The sequence below is a fragment of the Leclercia sp. LSNIH1 genome, assembly GCF_002902985.1.
Taxonomy (GTDB): Bacteria; Pseudomonadota; Gammaproteobacteria; order Enterobacterales; family Enterobacteriaceae; genus Enterobacter.
On the sequence record NZ_CP026167.1, the window covers coordinates 2,664,819 to 2,681,253 of the forward strand.

General features: G+C 59.5%; 17 protein-coding genes. 5 read left to right on the top strand and 12 right to left on the bottom strand.

The window, feature by feature from the left end:
- Positions 1-385 precede the first annotated feature (385 nt).
- Positions 386-862, top strand: coding sequence for a nuclear transport factor 2 family protein (locus C2U54_RS13075; RefSeq protein ID WP_103179012.1), 477 nt, complete (start codon positions 386-388; stop codon positions 860-862).
- Between the two features lie 65 nt (positions 863-927).
- Here C2U54_RS13075 and C2U54_RS13080 read toward each other — a convergent pair whose 3' ends face one another.
- Positions 928-1,377 (bottom strand): winged helix-turn-helix transcriptional regulator, encoded by a 450-nt coding sequence (locus tag C2U54_RS13080; protein WP_103179013.1) that lies wholly within the window; start codon positions 1,375-1,377, stop codon positions 928-930.
- Between the two features lie 145 nt (positions 1,378-1,522).
- Between C2U54_RS13080 and agp the strand changes: the two genes are divergently transcribed.
- Positions 1,523-2,764: a bifunctional glucose-1-phosphatase/inositol phosphatase gene (gene agp / locus C2U54_RS13085; RefSeq protein WP_103179014.1), complete on the top strand. Its 1,242-nt coding sequence runs from the start codon at positions 1,523-1,525 to the stop codon at positions 2,762-2,764.
- A gap of 144 nt (positions 2,765-2,908) precedes the next feature.
- Here the strand turns inward: agp and C2U54_RS13090 are convergent, their stop codons facing one another.
- Together C2U54_RS13090 and wrbA are read right to left on the bottom strand one after the other, a co-directional pair.
- Complete coding sequence (locus C2U54_RS13090; protein WP_103179015.1) at positions 2,909-3,136, bottom strand: YccJ family protein; 228 nt, start codon at positions 3,134-3,136, stop codon at positions 2,909-2,911.
- Positions 3,137-3,156: 20 nt separating this feature from the next.
- Positions 3,157-3,753: an NAD(P)H:quinone oxidoreductase gene (wrbA, locus tag C2U54_RS13095; RefSeq protein WP_103179016.1), complete on the bottom strand. Its 597-nt coding sequence runs from the start codon at positions 3,751-3,753 to the stop codon at positions 3,157-3,159.
- 394 nt (positions 3,754-4,147) lie between these two features.
- Here wrbA and C2U54_RS13100 point away from each other — a divergent pair, with 394 nt between their 5' ends.
- Together C2U54_RS13100 and C2U54_RS13105 are read left to right on the top strand one after the other, a co-directional pair.
- The gene (locus tag C2U54_RS13100; protein ID WP_032617468.1) at positions 4,148-4,324 is read left to right on the top strand and encodes a general stress protein; all 177 of its coding nucleotides are present in this window, start codon (positions 4,148-4,150) and stop codon (positions 4,322-4,324) included.
- A gap of 140 nt (positions 4,325-4,464) precedes the next feature.
- Entirely contained in the window at positions 4,465-5,382 is a 918-nt protein-coding gene (locus C2U54_RS13105; RefSeq protein WP_103179017.1) for a DMT family transporter, read from the top strand.
- On the opposite strand, the gene rutG is transcribed toward C2U54_RS13105, so the two are convergent.
- From rutG to rutA, 7 genes are read right to left on the bottom strand one after another with little or no spacing between them, the layout of a single operon-like run.
- Positions 5,373-6,698, bottom strand: coding sequence for a pyrimidine utilization transport protein G (gene rutG, locus C2U54_RS13110; protein ID WP_103179018.1), 1,326 nt, complete (start codon positions 6,696-6,698; stop codon positions 5,373-5,375). The genes C2U54_RS13105 and rutG overlap by 10 nt on opposite strands.
- 20 nt (positions 6,699-6,718) lie before the next feature.
- Positions 6,719-7,210: an NADH-dependent FMN reductase RutF gene (gene rutF / locus C2U54_RS13115; protein ID WP_103179019.1), complete on the bottom strand. Its 492-nt coding sequence runs from the start codon at positions 7,208-7,210 to the stop codon at positions 6,719-6,721.
- A gap of 9 nt (positions 7,211-7,219) precedes the next feature.
- Positions 7,220-7,810 carry a malonic semialdehyde reductase gene (locus C2U54_RS13120; RefSeq protein WP_103179020.1) on the bottom strand — a complete coding sequence of 197 codons (591 nt, stop codon included), beginning with the start codon at positions 7,808-7,810 and terminating at the stop codon, positions 7,220-7,222.
- Positions 7,807-8,619 carry a pyrimidine utilization protein D gene (rutD, locus tag C2U54_RS13125; RefSeq protein ID WP_103179021.1) on the bottom strand — a complete coding sequence of 271 codons (813 nt, stop codon included), beginning with the start codon at positions 8,617-8,619 and terminating at the stop codon, positions 7,807-7,809. The genes C2U54_RS13120 and rutD overlap by 4 nt, the downstream gene beginning before the upstream one ends.
- A gap of 7 nt (positions 8,620-8,626) precedes the next feature.
- The gene (gene rutC, locus C2U54_RS13130) at positions 8,627-9,013 is read right to left on the bottom strand and encodes a pyrimidine utilization protein C (protein WP_103179022.1); all 387 of its coding nucleotides are present in this window, start codon (positions 9,011-9,013) and stop codon (positions 8,627-8,629) included.
- 11 nt (positions 9,014-9,024) lie between these two features.
- The gene (gene rutB / locus C2U54_RS13135; protein WP_103179023.1) at positions 9,025-9,717 is read right to left on the bottom strand and encodes a pyrimidine utilization protein B; all 693 of its coding nucleotides are present in this window, start codon (positions 9,715-9,717) and stop codon (positions 9,025-9,027) included.
- On the bottom strand, positions 9,717-10,808 hold the full coding sequence (gene rutA, locus C2U54_RS13140) for a pyrimidine utilization protein A (RefSeq protein WP_103179024.1): 1,092 nt from the start codon (positions 10,806-10,808) through the stop codon (positions 9,717-9,719). The genes rutB and rutA overlap by 1 nt, the downstream gene beginning before the upstream one ends.
- Before the next feature lie 290 nt (positions 10,809-11,098).
- Between rutA and rutR the strand changes: the two genes are divergently transcribed.
- Positions 11,099-11,737: an HTH-type transcriptional regulator RutR gene (rutR, locus tag C2U54_RS13145; RefSeq protein ID WP_103179025.1), complete on the top strand. Its 639-nt coding sequence runs from the start codon at positions 11,099-11,101 to the stop codon at positions 11,735-11,737.
- Here the strand turns inward: rutR and C2U54_RS13150 are convergent.
- Both C2U54_RS13150 and putA read right to left on the bottom strand, forming a co-directional pair.
- On the bottom strand, positions 11,734-12,129 hold the full coding sequence (locus C2U54_RS13150; protein ID WP_103179026.1) for a lysozyme inhibitor LprI family protein: 396 nt from the start codon (positions 12,127-12,129) through the stop codon (positions 11,734-11,736). The genes rutR and C2U54_RS13150 overlap by 4 nt on opposite strands.
- 112 nt (positions 12,130-12,241) lie before the next feature.
- Entirely contained in the window at positions 12,242-16,204 is a 3,963-nt protein-coding gene (gene putA, locus C2U54_RS13155; protein WP_103179027.1) for a trifunctional transcriptional regulator/proline dehydrogenase/L-glutamate gamma-semialdehyde dehydrogenase, read from the bottom strand.
- Positions 16,205-16,435 lie beyond the last annotated feature (231 nt).

Sequence of the window (16,435 nt, forward strand, 5' to 3'; positions counted from 1 at the left end):
TATTCCCTGCCGCCTTTTTTCTATTCTGACCGGGTGCGATTTTCGTACCTCAAAGGCCATAAAATTAAGATGCTATAATCATATCCTATTGTATATAAAAGTATTTTGTCGGCTTGCTTGTAAGGGGACGGTAAAATAATTATATCGATAATGACATTTTTTATTTTTTTAATCATTTTACAGACTCGCGCTTGACGAGGTAGAACGATCGTTCTACCATGAATGCATGGACAACAAGAACCCTCTGGTAAATGGATATTGGCGCGACGGCATTTTGCAAAACTGCCATGAATGAAAAGGACGTTAAATAACAGGGGAATTAGTCTATATGTCTATATCGAAAAGGCGTTTTAACCCTCTCTGCCAATTTACAGGAGTCTTAACCATGTCTGATGCACAAATTCGCCCTCCACTGCCTCCGTTTACGCTTGAATCAGCCATTGAAAAAGTCAGGCTTGCTGAAGATGGCTGGAATAGCCGCGACGCTGAAAAAGTCGCGCTGGCCTATTCTCTGGATACCAAATGGCGTAATCGCGCAGAATTTGCGAATAATCGCGAAGAAGCCAAAGGCTTCCTTGAGCGCAAATGGAAAAAAGAACTTGAGTATCGCCTGATTAAAGAATTATGGGCATTTGGCGGCAACCGCATTGCCGTCCGTTACGCTTATGAATGGCGCGATGATTCCGGTAACTGGTTCCGCTCTTATGGAAATGAGAACTGGGAATTTGGCGAAGATGGCCTGATGCAGCGCCGTTTCGCCTGTATCAACGATATGCCTATCAAGGAAAGCGAACGTAAATTCCACTGGCCGCTGGGGCGTCGTCCTGACGATCATCCGGGGTTATCGGAACTGGGTCTTTAACGTCCCGATTGATTCCGCAATGCCCGGCGACTCTCCTGTCGGGCATTTGTGTTGTTTCTCTCACGTTATTTCGTCTGCGGATACTTCGCCACCACCTCACCTGGCTCCAGCTCCCGCCCATCGCTCGCCACCATCGTGAGCTTGCGTAGCGGCTGGCGATCCCGCGCGTCCACCAGCACCGTACCGGTATCCCCCTCGGCAAACAGGTGTTCATTTCCCCACTGGGAGAGCGCCAGCAGCACGGTTTGCAGCTCGCGGCCTTTTGCGGTCAGCACATACTCCTGCCAGGCGCTGCCGTCGGAGGCGGGTTGCAGCGTCAGTATGCCTTCGTCCACCAGTAGCTTTAGTCGGGTCGCCAGCATGTTTTTGGCGATGCCGAGGCTTTTCTGAAACTCACCAAAACGCGTTATGCCGCTCAGGGCATCACGCACAATCAGCAGGGACCACCAGTCGCCGATAATATCCAGCGAGCGGGCGACAGGGCAGGGGCTCTCTTCGAGGCGGGTACGTTTCACGGTCTCTCCTTATCAGCGGTAAGTTTAATTATAAAACCAATTACCCCGGCGCACAAAGCAAGCTGTCACTTTGCGGGCAGGCTCCAGGTAATTCGTCACAGATCTGTCACACTGTTAACGACAATAAACAGGTGAGGAATTAGGGATGAGAAAAGCACTAATCGCTGTCGCCGTGGCGGGCACCATCGGGCTCTCTGGCGGCGTTCAGGCGCAAACCGCGCCGGAAGGGTATCAGCTGGAACAGGTTCTAATCATGAGCCGTCATAACCTGCGTGCGCCGCTGGCCAATAACGGCAGCGTGCTGGAACAGTCGACCCCGGAAAAATGGCCAGAGTGGGATGTGCCTGGCGGGCAGCTCACCACCAAAGGTGGGGTGCTGGAAGTCTACATGGGGCACTACATGCGTGAATGGCTGGCAGAGCAGGGGCTGGTGACCGCCGGGGAGTGTCCGGCAGCGAACAGCGTCTATGCCTATGCCAACAGTCTGCAACGCACGGTGGCGACCGCGCAGTTCTTCATTACCGGCGCGTTCCCGGGGTGCGATGTGCCGGTGCACCATCAGGAACAGATGGGCACCATGGACCCCACGTTTAACCCGGTGATCACCGACAACTCCCCGGAATTCCGCGAAAAAGCGCTACAGGCGATGAACAAAGAACGTCAGGGGATGCAGCTTGACGAGAGCTACAAACTGCTGGAGCAGATGACCGACTACAAACAGTCTCCGTCCTGCAAAGAGAAACAGGTCTGCTCCCTGACGGACGCGAAAGACACCTACAGCGCCGAGTACCAGAAAGAGCCTGGGGTATCCGGTCCGCTGAAGGTGGGTAACTCGCTGGTGGACGCCTTCACGTTGCAGTATTACGAAGGCTTCCCGCTGGATCAGGTGGCGTGGGGCGAGATCAAAACCGACCAGCAGTGGCGGGTGCTCTCTCAGCTAAAAAATGGCTATCAGGATTCGCTTTTTACCTCGGCAGAGGTGGCGCGTAACGTGGCGAAACCGCTGGTGAAATATATCGATAACGCGCTGGTCACCGACCGGACGAAAGCGCCGAAAATCACCGTGCTGGTGGGGCATGACTCTAACATTGCCTCCCTGCTGAAGGCGCTGGATTTTAAACCCTATCAGCTGCACGGCCAGTATGAGCGCACACCCATTGGCGGCAAGATCGTCTTCCAGCGCTGGCACGACAAAACCGGCAATCGCGATCTGATGAAAATTGAGTATGTCTATCAGAGTACCGAGCAGCTGCGTAATGCCCAGGTGCTGACGTTAGAAGCCCCGGCCCAGCGCGTTACCCTGGAGCTGAACGGCTGTCCGGTGGATGCGAATGGATTCTGCCCGGTGGAGAGCTTTAATAAGGTATTGAATACCGCGGCGCAGTAAGTTCAGCCCCTCTCCCTGAAGGGGAGAGGGGCTGAAATGTCCGGTGGCGCTTCGCTTACCCGACCTACAAAATCCAACTCTGGTTCCGAATCCCGTAGGCCTGATAAGCGTAGCGCCATCAGGCGTTTTTTGTCCGCACGATTATCAGACGTTTTTACGCTCAATGGTCTGCTCGCCCCAGAACAGCGAGTCTTTGTCGGTTTTTTGGAAGGCTAACATCAGAACTTCATCATTACCTTCTTCCCAGATTTTCTCTGCCAGTTTTTCGTCATATTTTGCGACTTCAAAAATCGCCTCAGCGATCTCCGGTGACGTATTACGTAAACGCGCAAATTCCCCGACGCGATGTGCTTTAGCTTCTTGAGTTGGCATAGTAATCCTCCTGTTGAGAGTTAACCTTTCAGTTTAGCAGCCAGGCCGGCGACATATTCACCCTGATAGCGGGCAATGTTCAGTTCTGCTTCCGAAGGCTGACGTGAACCGTCGCCCCCGGCAATTGTTGTTGCGCCATAGGGCGTACCGCCACGGAGCTGCGAGAGATCAAACAGTTCCGGGGTGCCGTAGCCGATGGGCACAATCACCATCCCATGGTGCGCAAGGGTGGTCCAGGTTGAGGTGATGGTCTGCTCTTGTCCGCCACCGGTGCCGGTGGAGCTGAACACGCTGGCGACTTTGCCGAGTAACGCATTTTTGGCCCACAGTCCCCCGGTCTGGTCGAGGAAGGTACGCATCTGGCCGGCCATATTGCCGAAGCGCGTCGGGGTACCAAAGATGATTGCATCGTAATCGCCCAGCTCCTGCGGCGAAGCTACCGGCGCCTCCTGCGCTTTACCGCCCGCTTTGGCAAAAGCTTCTGCCTGCATGGTTTCCGGTACGCGTTTGATCACCACCTCAACCCCCTCGATTTTCCTGGCGCCTTCCGCAACTGCATGAGCCATGGTTTCGATGTGTCCGTACATGGAATAGTAGAGCACCAGAATTTTCGTCATTTCGCTTCACTCCTCGCATGATTTTTTCGGTCAGCGGCATGCTGCCGTTATTTAAAGATATGACGTGACAGCGAGACTGCAAATCTGGACACCATTTATTTGATTTTAAACAACAAAGGATGGCGGGCTTTCTTCGTAGCAAAATGAAACATTTTCAGCAGAGCAAATTTTCGGAATGATAAGAAAGGCTTATGGTTTCTTTTCGGCAGGCTTCATACAAAAGGCTGATATCGTATTGCAGGATATTACGATTCGCTGGCTGAATGCGCCTGCTCCACTAAGCTTAAGTTCACGCGGCGCAGTTAAAGACTCTTTTTTAGCGTCGTCAGGTGGAAGAATTCGCTTTCGCTGAATACAGAATTAAATCTTATGTTTTTAACTCTGGAGGTCCGACATGGCAAACCATCGTGGTGGGTCAGGTAATTTTGCAGAAGACCGTGAAAGAGCATCAGAAGCAGGACGTAAAGGTGGCCAGCAGAGCGGGGGTAATTTCAAAAATGACCCTCAGCGCGCATCCGAAGCTGGCAAAAAAGGGGGCAAAAATAGCCATGGCGGCAACAAGAGCAGTTAAGTTGCAGCCGTCTGAAGTAGGGGGCTTTTGACCTCTGGCACCCCCGCCGCCGGGATCCCCGGCGGTTTTTTTATGCCTGTTATTGAAGTGTTATCAAATTCCTTTCACACTAGCGGATTCACTTTTTGTGCTGGTGCCCCATGTCTCTCTCCCGTTATGCCTTTTCGATCAAACCGCAGGAAGCGATCCTGATCCTTATCACCATGTTCTGGGGTGGGACCTTTCTTGCCGTACAGTACGCCGTCACGCAGAGCGGCCCTTTCTTCTTTGTCGGCCTGCGTTTTGCCACGGCTGCGTTGGCGGTGGCGCTCATTTCGCTTAAAACCCTGCGCGGCCTGACCCTGACCGAACTGAAAGCGGGGCTGGCGATCGGGGTGGCGATCGCGATGGGCTACAGCCTGCAAACCTGGGGATTACAAACTATTCCCAGCAGTAAATCGGCGTTTATTACCGCCATGTATGTCCCGCTGGTGCCGCTGTTGCAGTGGCTCTGCCTGCGCCGCATGCCGGGAATGATGTCCTGCATCGGCATAGTGCTGGCTTTTATCGGGCTGATCCTGCTGGCAGGGCCGGAAGATAACCTGCTGGCGCTCGGGCCTGGAGAGATGATCACCCTGGTGGGCGCGGTGGCGATTGCCGCCGAGATCATCCTCATCAGCGCCTGGGCCGGAAAGGTGGACGTCAAGCGCGTCACCGTTGTGCAGCTGGCGACCGCCTCGCTGGTGGCGTTTCTGACCATGATCCCGGCCGGGGAACCGGTTCCGCCGATGTCGGCAGGGCTGTGGATGGTGGCCCTTGGGCTGGGGATTTTCAGCGCCATTATTCAGGTGACCATGAACTGGGCCCAGCGCAGCGTCTCGCCCACCCGGGCGACGGTAATTTATACCGGGGAGCCGGTGTGGGCGGGGATCTTTGGCCGTCTGGCCGGGGAGCGCCTGCCGCTGCTCGCCCTGCTGGGGGGCGCCTTTATCATCGCGGGCGTGCTGGTGAGTGAGCTGAAGCTGAAAAGAAAAAAGAAGGCGCTGCCGGACGACAGCGCCACGCTGGATCAATCCTGAGTCGCCACTGTGCCCTGCGTCACCCCCGCCATCCGGCGGCTGAGCAGGGCGTTAAGGGCAATCGCGCCAAAGGTGGCCGTGCCGATCCCGCCCAGGGTGAAGCCGCCGAGCGAAAGGGCAAAATCCCCTGCGCCCAGCACCAGCGTTACGGCGACCATAATCAGGTTGCCATTCTGGCTGAGATCAACATGGTTCTGCACCCAGATCCGCGCCCCGGCCACCGCAATCAGGCCAAACACCACAATCGACGCACCGCCAATCACCGGCCCCGGGATGGTGTGGATCAAGGCACCGAATTTAGGTGAAAAGCCGAGCAGCACGGCAATCACCGCTGCCGCCACGAACACCAGCGTTGAGTAGACCTTGGTGACCGCCATCACGCCGATGTTCTCGGCATAGGTGGTCACGCCGCTGCCGCCCACCGAACCTGACAGCATGGTCGCCAGCCCGTCTCCCACAAATGCCCTCCCCATATAGGGGTCCATATTGCGTCCGGTCATGCCGGCCACCGCTTTCAAATGGCCGAGGTTTTCCGCCACCAGGATCACCGCCACCGGGGCAATCAGCATTATCGCCTGGCCGTCAAAGGTGGGCGAGGTGAGCTGCGGAAGACCAAACCACGCCGCCTGGGCGACCTGGGTAAAATCCACCGGCTTGCCAAGACCAAACACGCTGGTCAGCAGGGCGTAGAGCAGGCAGGCGAAGATCAGCCCCACCAGGATCAGCAGCCGCTGGATCATCCCCCGGGTAAATACCGCCACCAGGCCGATGCAGAGCACCGTCATTACCGCCATCCAGCTGTCAAAGGCGGAGCCGGAAACCCCTTTGACGGCGATGGGTGCCAGGTTGAGGCCAATCGCCATCACCACTGCTCCGGTGACCACCGGTGGCATCAGCCGTTCGATCCAGCGGGTGCCCAGCTTCATCACCACCAGACCCACCGCGGTGTAGAGTGCCCCGCAGGCGATGATCCCGCCCAGCGCCACGCTCAGCTGAGGGTTTACCCCCTGGCCGGAAAAGCCGGTGGCGGCAATCACCACCCCGACGAAGGCGGCGCTGGAGCCGAGATAGCTTGGCACCCGTCCGCCGGTGATGAAAAAGAAGAGCAGGGTGCCAATGCCCGACATCAGAATGGACAGGTTAGGATCCAGCCCCATCAGAATGGGCATCAGCACCGTGGCGCCAAACATCGCCACCGCATGCTGCACCCCCATCACCGCGGTTTGCGCCAGCGGGAGACGTTCATCCGGCGCGACCACGCCGCTATCAGAGGAGGTCGATTTCAACTGCCAGTGAGGAAAACCGAATAGTGCCATCAGCTGCTCCTTAAGGAGGATTAACAGGCGGGTCGCATCAGCGCGTGGTAGCCGCGGTCAAACCACACCAGGCCCTGGGGCACCGGGTGGCGGGTTATTGCAACGATCTCGCAAAACAGAATGTCGTGGGTGCCGACGCTCACCACTTGGCTAATGCGGCAGTCGAACGAGGCCAGCGCCTCGTCGAGACGTGGACAGCCTGTGGCACCCGTCTGCCAGCCTGCTGCGGCAAAGCGGTCGGCCATCGGGGTTTTGCCGCCAAACAGATTCGAGAGGGACTCCTGCCCGGCGCTCAGGGTGTTGACGCACAGGGTGCGGTTGTTGTTAAACACTGGCCACACCGAGGCGCTACGATTCAGGCACACCAGCAGCGTTGGCGGCGAGTCGGTCACGCTGCACACCGCGCTGGCAGTAAAGCCCGCCTGTCCGGCCGGGCCGTCGGTGGTGATGATATTGACCGCTGCGCCCAGACAGGCCATGGCATCACGAAACGTTTGTTTATCGATATTCATGGTGGCTCCTTATGCCAGCCCGCAGGCGTCTTCAAAACTCAGGCGGGGCAGTCGTCCGTAGAGTTTGCGGGTATCGCCGTAGCCAATGTTGATCAGCAGATTGCTTTTCAGGTTGCTGCCGGTGAAGAAGGCCGCGTCCACTTTTTCGCGGTCAAAGCCGGACATCGGCCCGGTGTCCAGCCCCAGCGCCCGACAGGCGACAATCAGATAGGCCGCCTGCATCGTGCTGTTGCGAAAGGCGGTCTCCTCGGCGAGCTGTGGGCTGGCGGTAAACCAGCTCCGGGCATCGCCGTGGGGGAACAGCTCCGGCAGACGCTCGTAAAACTGGCTGTCCCAGGCAACGATAACCGTCACCGGGGCGGTGAGGGTCTTTTGCAGGTTGCCGCTGGAGAGGGCCGGGCGCAGCTTCTCTTTGCCTTCCGGGGTACGGATAAAGACCATCCGCGCCGGAGAGCAGTTGGCGGAGGTGGGCCCCCACTTCATCAGGTCATAGATTTCGCGCAGCGTCTCGTCGCTGACCGGACGATCCAGCCAGCCGTTATGGGTCCGCGCCTCGGTAAACAGCGCATGCTGCGCCGTCGGGGTGATGGCTTCACTCATGGCAACTCCTTCAGTAAACGTTCGTGGCGGTGCAGCAGGCTGGCGAGCCCGTTTTGCAGCAGGGCGTTAAACGCCTCCGGCTCGGTCACGTTGCAGGCGTGCCCGCCCCGGGGCATCACGGTAAGCAGGCTGCCGGGCAGGGCGGCATGCAGCTCTGCCGAACAGACCGAGGGCACCAGCAGATCGTCGGCGGCGCAAAGTATCTGCACCGGGCAGTGAATGCGCGCCGTCTGGCGGCTGAAATCGGCCCGCTTCAGGGCATTGAGCCTGCGCAGCAGGGTGCTTTTGCCCTGGAAGTGGGCCAGGGCCAGCGCCTCTTCGGCCTCCATGCGCGGCTGGCGGGCCGCCATCCAGTCGGCGGGATAGAGAAAGAGCGGCTGGGCTTCCACCCACGCCTGCGCCCCTCCGGCATGCAGCAGCCGCTCGCGGATCTGGAAGCAGCGGCGGGTATGCGGATTCAGCGTCAGCCAGCCGTTAACGCATATCAGGGCACCGATCGCCTGCGGGTGATCCACTGCCAGCTGCAGGCCGATTAGCGCCCCCAGGGCATGGCCCACCACGCTGAACCGCGCGATCCCTGCGAGAGAGAGCGCCTGCCACAGCTCGTCGGCCATCGCTGCCAGGGTGTAATCTTCCGGCAGCTCGCCGGGGTTATTGCCGGTGCCGCGCTGGTCGTAGCAGACCACCTGATACCCTTGCTCAAGGTCGGCGAGCTGGGGCAGCCAGTAGCTGCCGCTGCCCCCCAGTCCGGCGATCAGCACCACAACCGGCGCGTCCGCAAAGGGCGGCGGTGAAATGGAAAGATTCATGGCAACCTCACCGGCCAATGTGGGCGATAGTGGCGATCTCCACCAGCGCCTCGGGTTTCACCAGCCCGCACTGAATGCAGAAGCGCGCCGGTTTATCGCCGGGGAAAAATTCAGCGTAGATCTCGTTAATCGCGGCGTAGTTTTTCCAGTCGGTAATAAAGATGCTGTTGAAGGTCACGTCCGCCATGGTCCCGCCCGCCGTTTCGATAACGCGCTGGATGATCTGCAGCACGTGGCGGGTTTGCGCCTTTGGGTCATCGGGAAACACCACGTTGTTATCCGCGTCGAACGGCAGGGTGCCCGAGACGTAAATCACCCCGTCCGCCAGGGTGCCGGGGACGAAGGGGGCAATCGGCGTGCTGGTCCCCTGGGGGATAATCACAGATTTCGGCATAGGGTAGCTCCTCAGGCGATACGGGCATAAGCGGCAGGGGAAAGGGCGTCGCAGAAGGTGGCGACGTCAGTAACCCAGCCAAAAAAGGTTTCGATGTTGAACAGCGCAGCCTGCTGGGCAAATGCCGGCCCCGCCTGGTGGGTGGCGTCTTCCAGCACCACGCCGAAGTACTCCAGGAAGAAGCCGTCGCGCAGGGTGGACTCCACGCAGACGTTGGTGGCGATGCCGGTAAAGATCAGGTGGCGGATGCCGCGGCTGCGCAAAATGCTGTCGAGCGGGGTGTTGAAAAAGCCGCTGTAGCGCGGTTTCGGCAGCACGATGTCCCCCGGCTCCGGCACCAGGTCATTCACCAGCTGGTAATCCCAGCCGCCTTTCGCCAGCAGCTTGCCGTGCAGCTCCGGGCGCTGGCGCATGGTTTTCAGCGCGTTCGATTTGTGGAAGTTGGGCGAGCCAGGGCCCCCCGCCTCCACATACGCTTCATCCCAGCCGTTCTGGAACCAGATAATCAGCATCCCGGCCTTGCGGGCGGCGGCCACCGCGGTGCGGATATTCTCGATCACCGGCCGGGTGGCGGAGACGTCAAACCCGGCGAGGTCGAGATAGCCGCCAGGGCTGGCGTAGGCGTTCTGCATATCCACCACGATCAGCGCGCTCTGCTGGGCGTCAAAGGTGATGGCTTCCGGGCGTGCGGGCAGAGTGGTCATCACGCGACCTCCTTTGTCATAACCGGAATATGGGCGCGGCACTGCATCAGCGGCTGGATGCGCTCGCCAAACGTTTCAATCCCGGCAATAAAGTCATCAAAGGTCAGCAGCACCCCTTCGGCACCCGGCACGCTGGCTACCTCATCAAGCATCCGCGCCACGCTGGCATAAGAGCCGACCAGGGTGCCCATGTTGATATTCACCGCCGAGGTCGGGTCGGCCATCTGCCGCACGTTGGTGTCGGCCCCGGAGCGGGTGTCCTTCTGGCTCTGCTCGCTGAGCCAGCTCAGGGCCTCGTCGTCGGCCCCGGCTTTGTAGTGCTCCCACTTCGCCCGCGCCGCCTCGTCGGTCTCGTCGGCAATGACCATAAACAGCACATAGGAGCCGACATCGCGCCCGGTTTTTTCAGCGGCCTGTTTCATGCGCGCAGCGGTAGGGGCAAAGGCCGTTGGGGTGTTAACCCCTTTGCCGAAGCAGAAGTTGAAGTCGGCATATTTCGCCGAGAAGTCCATCCCGGCATCGCTCTGCCCGGCGCAGATCACCTTCATCGGCACCGACGGCTGGGGGCTGACGCGGCAGTCGTTCATGGTGAAGAACTCACCTTTGAAGTCGCTCTTGCCGGTGCCCCACAGATCCCGCAGGACCTGCACATACTCGGTGAGGTAGTCATAGCGCTTCGAAAAATAGTCATCTCCCGGCCAGAGCCCCATCTGCTCATACTCCGGCTTCTGCCAGCCGGTGACGAGGTTAACGCCAAAGCGTCCGCCGGAGATGGTGTCGATGGTGGAGGCCATCCGCGCCACGATGGCCGGAGGCAGGGTCAGGGTGGCGGCGGTAGCGTAGATCTGGATGCGGGAGGTGACCGCCGCCAGCCCCGCCATCAGGGTGAAGGACTCCAGGTTGTGATCCCAGAATTCGGTTTTCCCGCCGAAGCCGCGCAGCTTAATCATCGACAGGGCAAAATCGAAGTGATAGTGCTCTGCCTTCTGCACGATGGCTTTGTTCAGCTCAAAAGTCGGCATGTACTGCGGCGCGTGGGTAGAGATCAACCAGCCGTTATTGCCAATGGGAACGAATACGCCAATTTTCATCACGAACCTCTCTTCATCTCAGCTTGGGGGTGAAAGTCAGACGTGGCGCTGCATCCTGCATCTCCTGTTCAGCCGCGTAGTCTCGGTTTTGCAAAGGGAGTGCCAGTTTTGAAATCTGTAATGTTATTAGTGTGTTAAGAAATGGTTGATGAATTGCTGGTGATAAAAGTGGACTGTCTGGTCAAAATAGTTGCACACAAAGCAGGCAGTCGTGCGCGGTGGCGGTGCAGATTGTCGTGGTAAGGCAGGGGTTTTGTTATGCTGGGAGCTGATCAACACGGAGTGAGCAAATGGCACAAGGCGCAGTGAAGACAGGCGGTAAACGTTCGCAGGCGGTGAGCGCGAAGAAACAGGCGATCCTTGCGGCGGCGCTGGAGACCTTTTCGCAGTTTGGCATCCACGGCACCCGGCTGGAGCAGGTGGCGGAGCTGGCGGGGGTGTCAAAAACCAATCTGCTCTACTACTTTCCCTCGAAAGAGGCGCTGTACGTCTCCGTTCTGCAACAGATCCTCGATATCTGGCTGGCCCCGCTGAAGGCGTTTCGCGAGGAGCTCACCCCGCTGGTGGCGATCCAGCAGTATATCCGCCTCAAGCTGGAGGTCTCCCGGGACTATCCTCAGGCGTCGCGACTGTTCTGTCTGGAGATGCTGCAGGGGGCACCGCTGCTGAAAACGGTGCTGAGCGGGGATATGAAATCGCTGGTGGATGAGAAGTCAGCGATCATTGCCGGGTGGGTCGCCACCGGCAGACTGGCCCCGGTCGATCCACACCATCTGATCTTTATGATCTGGGCCGCCACCCAGCACTACGCGGACTTTTCCGCCCAGGTGGAGGCGGTGACGGGCAAGACGCTCAAGGATGACGACTTTTTCCACAGCACGGTGGAGAACGTGGAGCGGATGATTATCGAAGGGATCCGGGTGCGTTAATTCCCCGGGGGCAGCGGGCAGCTTAAATCGCCCTCTTCACACTGCATCAGCGTGGCCAGATAGGCTTCCCGTTCGTTGGTTTTATCCGCCAGACACTGGTTCACAATCATCGGCTGAATGGAGCCGCCTTGAGTGCCGGAGCCGATAAAGGCGCAGTCAGCATCGCGCAGGGCGATCCACGCCTGTTGCGCCTTTTTCAGCAGCTCACGCTGGGGGGCGTCGGCGCGCTTGATGGCTGCCTGATACGTCTGGTTCAGGGTTTTATCCGCGGCCTGATACTGCTGCGCGGTGCAGCTGTTCATCTCCGCCTGGGTGCTGGCGTTGGCGCACTCATCCGCCAGCGCGCTGGTGCTCAGCAGTAACGCGGCACCGGCGATAAAAGCTCGTTTCATCTTTCCCTCCCTATAAAAAAGCCGGATGCGCTGTGCTTATCCGGCCTACAAAAACAGAATGTCACCTCTGTAGCCCCGGTAAGCGTAGCGCCACCGGGGAGAGATTGCACGCTTAACCGATGGTCATCAGGCTGGCGTTACCCCCTGCTGCGGCGGTGTTCACGCTGAGCGAACGCTCCACGTACAGACGCTCCAGCTGCAGGTTGGTTTCACCCCGGGCGAAGCCCTGCACGGAGACAATCGCCCCGCTGCGGGCCGCAACCTGCTCGCACAGCTCGCGCAGCTGGTCGGAATCACCGTGATAGATCACCGCGTCGAACGGCTGGCTGGTCAGCACATCAGCTTTGGCGAAACGAATCCGTTCCGTCACCGCCTTCGGCAGCTGCTTCGCCAGGTCACGGTGCAGGCTATCTTCCGGCCACAGCACTTCACACCCGGTCGCCATCGCCGCCGCCAGCTGGATCAGCGCATCCTGCTCGTTATCCGCCACGCACAGCACACGCTCGCGCGGCATCAGCGTCCAGGTGTTGCGCTCGCCCGTTGGCCCTGGCAATACGCGCTGGGTACCGGCCTGAGCCAGCTCGCCATACTCCTGACACAGCTCGCGCAGTTCAGGACGTTTTTCCGCCCACGCTTTTAATGCTTCCAGCGGCTGGGTCAGCACCGTTTTCACCTGGGTGTCTACCGCGTACTGCGCATCCTGACGCGCCAGGGTGACGCCCAGCGCATTGGCCGGACGGTTAGCCAGCAGGCGATAGAGGTACATTGGACCACCGGCTTTCGGACCGGTGCCCGACAGCCCTTCGCCGCCGAACGGCTGCACGCCGACCACGGCGCCGACCATGTTGCGGTTCACGTAGAGGTTGCCGACGTTGGCGCTGCCGGTCACCTGGGCGATGGTTTCATCGATGCGGGTATGCACTCCCAGGGTCAGACCGTAGCCGGAGGCGTTGATCTGCGCGATCAGCTGGTCGAGGTTGTTACGGTTGTAACGCACCACGTGCAGCACCGGGCCAAACACCTCTTTCTTCAGTTCATCGAAGCTCGCCAGTTCAATCAGGGTTGGCGCCACAAAGGTGCCGCTGGTCCACTCGCGGGCATCTTCGCTGTTCTCACGCACCGCCTGGTAGACCGGACGGCCTTTCGCACGCATCGCCTGGATGTGGTTTTCGATGTTGGCTTTCGCTTCGGCGTCGATCACCGGGCCAATGTCGGTGGTCAGACGGCCCGGGTTGCCCATCCGGCACTCCGCCATCGCGCCACGCAGCATTTTCAGGGTGTGATCGGCCACTTCGTCCTGCACGCAGAGTACGCGCAGGGCAGAGCAGCGCTGTCCGGCACTGTCGAAGGCCGAAGCCACCACATCCACCACCACCTGCTCGGTGAGGGCGGAGGAGTCGACGATCATCGCGTTCATACCGCCAGTTTCCGCAATCAGCGGCGTTGGACGGCCCTGGGCATCCAGACGGGTTGCGATGTTGCGCTGCAACAGGGAGGCCACTTCGGTGGAGCCGGTGAACATTACGCCGCGCACGCGGTTGTCGGCGGTGAGTTTGGCACCCACGGTCTCGCCGCGGCCCGGCAGCAGCTGCACGACGCCCGCAGGGACACCCGCTTCCAGCAGGATATTGATCCCCTGAGCGGCAATCAGCGGGGTCTGTTCCGCCGGTTTGGCCAGCACGCTGTTACCCGCGGCAAGGGCGGCGGCAATCTGGCCGGTGAAGATCGCCAGCGGGAAGTTCCACGGGCTGATACAGACCACCGGCCCCAGTGGGCGATGGGTTTCGTTGTCGAAATCGTCACGCACCTGACCGGCATAGTAGTGCAGGAAGTCAACGGCCTCGCGCACTTCGGCGATGGCGTTGCTGAAGGTTTTACCCGCCTCACGCACCAGAATGCCAATCAGCTGCTGCATCTGATCTTCCATCAGCACCGCAGCGCGCTCCAGAATGGCTGCACGCTCCTGCGGCGGGGTGGCGAACCAGATCGGCGCATTGTTCACCGCGCTGTCGAGAGCCAGATCCACTTCCTCTTCGGTCGCTTCGCGGACAAAGCCGACAATGTCTTTCGGTTCGGCCGGGTTGATCACCGGCTGCATTTCGCCATTGCTGACCGGCTGCTCCAGGATCGGTTTCGCCTGCCATTTTTGCAGGGCGCTGTTGAGCAGCGACGAGGAGAGCGATGCCAGACGGTGTTCGTTCGCCAGATCGAGGCCCGCGGAGTTGATGCGGCCATTGCCGTACAGCTCACGCGGCAGGGCAATCTTCGGATGGGGCAGACCAACCTGACCCTCCTGGGCGGCCAGCTTTTCCACCGCCTGTACCGGGTCGGCCACCAGCTCATCCAGCGGCAGGGTGGCATCGGCGATGCGGTTAACGAAGGAGGTGTTGGCCCCGTTCTCCAGCAGACGACGCACCAGGTACGCCAGCAGCGTTTCGTGAGTACCGACCGGGGCGTAGATACGGCACGGACGATTCAGTTTACCCTCGGACACTTTACCGGTGACCTGCTCGTACAGCGGCTCACCCATGCCGTGCAGGCACTGGAACTCGTACTGGCCCGGATAATAGTTCTGACCGGCCAGCTGGTAGATGGCCGCCAGGGTGTGGGCGTTGTGGGTGGCGAACTGCGGATAGATCAGGTTCGGCACGCCGAGCAGCTTTTTGGCACAGGCGAGGTAGGAGACGTCGGTGTAGACCTTGCGGGTATAGACCGGATAACCCTCCAGACCCTCCATCTGCGCGCGTTTGATCTCGCTGTCCCAGTAGGCGCCCTTCACCAGACGGATCATCAGGCGGCGACGGCTGCGGGTGGCGAGATCAATCAGGTAATCAATGACGAACGGGCAGCGTTTCTGGTAGGCCTGAATGACAAAGCCAATCCCGTTCCAGCCCGCCAGCTCCGGCTCGAAGCAGAGTTTTTCCAGCAGATCGAGGGAGATCTCCAGGCGGTCGGCCTCTTCGGCGTCGATGTTGATCCCGATGTCATACTGGCGCGCCAGCAGGGTCAGGGATTTCAGGCGTGGATAGAGCTCTTCCATCACCCGGTCGTACTGGGCGCGGCTGTAGCGCGGGTGCAGGGCGGAGAGCTTGATGGAGATCCCCGGGCCTTCATAAATGCCGCGACCGTTGGAGGCTTTACCGATGGCGTGGATCGCCTGCTGGTAAGAAACCAGATAGGCCTGCGCGTCGGCGGCGGTCAGCGCCGCTTCGCCCAGCATGTCATAGGAGTAGCGGAAGCCCTTATCTTCCAGCTTGCGGGCGTTAGCCAGCGCTTCGGCGATGGTTTCGCCGGTGACGAACTGCTCGCCCATCAGGCGCATCGCCATGTCCACGCCTTTACGGATCAGCGGTTCACCGCTCTTGCCGATAATGCGGTTCAGAGAGCGGGAGAGGCTCGCTTCGTTGTGGGTGGAGACCAGACGGCCAGTAAACAGCAGGCCCCAGGTGGCGGCGTTAACGAACAGCGACGGGCTGCGGCCAATGTGTGAATGCCAGTTACCGTTGCTGATCTTGTCGCGGATCAGCGCGTCACGGGTCGCTTTGTCCGGGATACGCAGCAGCGCTTCCGCCAGGCACATTAACGCCACGCCCTCCTGGGAGGAGAGGGAGAACTCCTGCAGCAGGCTCTGCACCATGCCGGCGCGCCCGGAGGCCGTTTTCTGGTTACGCAGTTTTTCGGCAAGCTGATACGCGAGGCTGTGGGCCTGGGAGGCAACTGGCTCCGGCAGACGCGCCTGTTCCAGCAGCATCGGCACGGCGTCGGTCTCGGCGCGACGGTAAGCGGCGGTAATGGCCGCGCGGCTCACCGACTGGGGCAGGATCTGCTCGGCAAATTCAAGGAACGGCTGGTGGACCTCTTCGATCGCCTCGGCGCTATCGTCGCTCTCGTTGGCGGCACCGGCCAGCAGGGCAGGCAGCTCTGGCAGGACGTCGTCGCTCTCCAGTTTTTCCAGATAGTTAAAGATAGCCTGCTTGATTAACCAGTGTGGCGTGCGGTCAATTCGGGTCGCAGCCGATTTAATCCGTTCGCGGGTCGCATCATCCAGCTTAACCCCCATGGTGGTCATGCCCATGCCAAAAACTCCTGTGATTCAGTAGCGCTAGTGTAGTTAACGTGAAATATCCACTATGTTGCAACTTTGTGCAACCACGTTAAATGTGACCCGGTTTGCAAGCTGGAAAATGAATGGAATGTTACGTGATAGTTAACCGCAAAAAAGTTGTGGATTTTAGCGATCAACCCTGGTTTCATGCGGCGCTTAACACTTTTTGCAGGTGCAACCTCAAAAAACGTGAGCGAGTGC